4 protein-coding genes are annotated in these 2,745 nt (G+C 53.3%); 1 reads left to right on the top strand and 3 read right to left on the bottom strand.

Features of this window, described 5'->3' with window-relative positions:
• Positions 1–86 precede the first annotated feature (86 nt).
• Genes QZT94_RS01210 through QZT94_RS01200 form a run of 3 tightly spaced genes read right to left on the bottom strand, consistent with a single transcriptional unit; the run spans position 87 to position 1,480 of the window.
• A complete protein-coding gene (locus QZT94_RS01210; protein WP_296761061.1) occupies positions 87–419 on the bottom strand; it encodes a hypothetical protein in 333 nt (110 codons plus the stop codon).
• Positions 416–1,168 carry a DUF3710 domain-containing protein gene (locus QZT94_RS01205; RefSeq protein ID WP_296761063.1) on the bottom strand — a complete coding sequence of 251 codons (753 nt, stop codon included), beginning with the start codon at positions 1,166–1,168 and terminating at the stop codon, positions 416–418. Before QZT94_RS01205 ends, QZT94_RS01210 begins: the two co-directional genes overlap by 4 nt.
• 9 nt (positions 1,169–1,177) lie before the next feature.
• Entirely contained in the window at positions 1,178–1,480 is a 303-nt protein-coding gene (locus QZT94_RS01200) for a DUF4193 domain-containing protein (RefSeq protein ID WP_072509405.1), read from the bottom strand.
• 168 nt (positions 1,481–1,648) lie between these two features.
• Here QZT94_RS01200 and sepH point away from each other — a divergent pair.
• Positions 1,649–2,745: septation protein SepH (sepH, locus tag QZT94_RS01195; RefSeq protein WP_296773095.1), on the top strand; the 1,097-nt coding region annotated here is incomplete at its 3' end.

The following is a 2,745-nucleotide window of genomic DNA, read 5'->3' as shown; positions in this document are numbered from 1 at the left end:
GTTTTTCCATGGCTTCTTTTCGTAAAGAGGACGAATCAAGGGAATTTTCCTCCTGTCCTCTAAACCTGGAGGAGTGTTCGTTGGCGTTAGCGTTCATTGTCTACCATTGGGGCTATTTGGAAACTGGGGTTTATTACGCATAACCCGCTAGCGCGAGAAATCACCATTCCCTGCACTGCCAGCCGAATGCCCGGTTTGATTCCCGGAACATTTTTTCGACCAAGCCAAACCACTTCTATCGAACCGGTACCGTCAAACAAGGTGGCTGTAAAAGAGCCGGACGCGGCAGAGGTAGGGTAGGTAACTGACCGCAACACTCCATACAGGCGGGCCTGTTGGCGTTCGCGAACATCACTAACTTTAGAGGAGACCTCCCAGTCAGCGTTTTCCCGAGCGTTTTCCATTTCCCCCACACTCACTGTTGCTCTGCTTCCTCACCGGATTTTAACTGGTCAGCTACTTCCGGAGGGAGTTCAATTGGCAACAGTTCGCCGGGTACTTTGGCCTGGTCACCCCTTACTACTTCCATGCCGTGCAGGACTTCTAGGAGGCCTGCACGAGCATTTTCGTCCTCCGCCGCCTGACCGCGCACAATCACCCGCAAAAACCAGCGGTCGCCCTCAATCCCCCACAGCAGCAGTGGAAATGCACCCTCGCCACTAGATTTTCCACCCGGGATTGGCCGAGCCAATATCGCTTCCCCGAAAGGACCGGGCAGCGGAAAAATCTGGTATTCCTGCGTTTTCAGCTGCTCGACAAGCTCTTCGCGAATCTCATCCCAAAGCCCCCCAGAACGTTGCATCGCGAAAGGAGAAAGCTGCATTTGGGCGGCAGCGGACACTATCTCTATCGCCAAGATATTGCCGTGCGCATCTTGCACCGGAAACACTTGCAATCCCGTAATTAGCGGAATTCTGAGAGCACCCAAGTCTAGAAACTGGCTTCCCTGCGGAGATTCACCGTCAGAATAGGGTCCTAAAGCCTCGGTAGACTCCGGCGCTAAGTCGCAGGGCGCATCTAAGCTAGGATCCCCTCCCTCAGCTGGAAGAGTTTCCGGCAACTGTTCCTCAGCTATCGTCTGATCTGCACTGTCTATGGCAGCAGCGCCCTCAGTACCCTCACTTTCCTGAGTGACCCGCTGGCGGTGACGAGAAGAAAAGAATCTCATCGGCACAGTTTATTCGGCGCAGTCACGGCAAACCGGTTTGCCGTCTTCGGCCCCCGCCAGACGGGAACGGTGCTGAACTAGGAAGCAGACCGAACAGGTAAACTCGTCATCTTGTGCCGGAATAACCTGGACAGATAACTCTTCACCAGACAAATCCGCGCCGGGCAGCTCAAAATCTTCTGCCGCCGCATTTTCGTCCTCATCAACCTCAGAGGAACCAGAGGCTTCCGCTCGGCGAGCTTTCAGCTCTTCCAGGGAATCTTGTTCCTCTTCTTCTTCATTTTTACGGGGGGCGTCATAATCTGTTGCCATGGCTCTTCCCTTCTAAAAGCAGTATTTAAATCTAGAGTTAAGAAAACAATAGACGCGGGGATATTAACACTTCAAATCATAAAATGCTAGATACGACAGACACACCGCGTGTAATAGGCAATTTTTCCCGCATACATGGCAGTCTCTAAGCAGGGGAATGGGAGGAACATGAAAGACCTAGAGCTGCTCGGGCTACACCCAGACGGAAACCAGCTAATTCTTAATGATGGTGACGGTGAGCGTTATGCCATTGCGATTACCCAACAGCTACGTGACGCGGTACGAGTCACGAGACCCAATTTAGAGGCGGTGCCCCAAAACCCACAAAAAGTGGTTTCACCTCGAAAAATCCAGTCTTTAATCCGGGCAGGCAGCACCATTAACGAAGTAGCAGCCAAGTTTGATATTCCCGAAGAAAAAGTTCGTCGCTACGCCACCGCGATTTTAGCTGAGCGTTCTCACGCGGCGAGCCTGGCTCGCTCCTGTCAGGTAGGTGGGGAATCAGATTCCCCACAGCTAGGAGAACTGGTGATTGATCGCCTAGCTGCCCGCGGGGTAGCTGCAGATTCTTTACGCTGGGACGCGGTACGGGACGGGAAAGGGCCTTGGGAAATTATTTTAACTTTCACCCAAGAAGCGAGAGAGCTGTCTGCACGCTGGCATATGGAAGCTGGTTCTTCTAGCGTTAATGCTATCGACCAGGAAGCAATTTGGCTCACTGAGACTTCCCGACCGGCATCGAAAGTTTCCAGTTTTGAAGAATTCTTCCCGGTTTCATCCCCCCAACCCGCTCCCCCTAGCGAACCTGACACCGGCACAGACGCCCTCTTAGATGCGCTTTCGGCCGCGCGAGGAAAACGAGACGCTTCCCCTAACCTCCCGATAGAGGACGAGGACGATTTTGAAGATGTTTCTATCGCAGAACCAACCGGGGCAGATGGTAGCGCCGACCCTAAAGAAGCCGCAGAAATAGTCTCCTTACATGGAATGCGACCTGGCAGCGGGCAAATCGACAAACAGAATCCTCAAACCGGAACAAACAGCTCCCGCAGTATTTTCAGCCCGCCAGATTCTTCGGAATCAGCCCCAGAGCCACTAAAGGGGCAAGGCTCCCCTGCCTCTACCCCCAACCCTATAGACCGCCGTGAACAGGTATGGGATCGAGAAAAACCAACCTTTGTAGGCACGCTTTCCGAAACGGAAGCTTTGAACCTGGATTTGACCAGGCGTAGCCCGGCAGGTTTATCCGGGGGCGAAAGCGGCAC

The organism is Varibaculum sp. (assembly GCF_008661855.1).
Lineage (GTDB): Bacteria > Actinomycetota > Actinomycetes > Actinomycetales > Actinomycetaceae > Varibaculum > Varibaculum timonense_A.
This window is presented reverse-complemented; position numbering and strand designations above follow the sequence as displayed.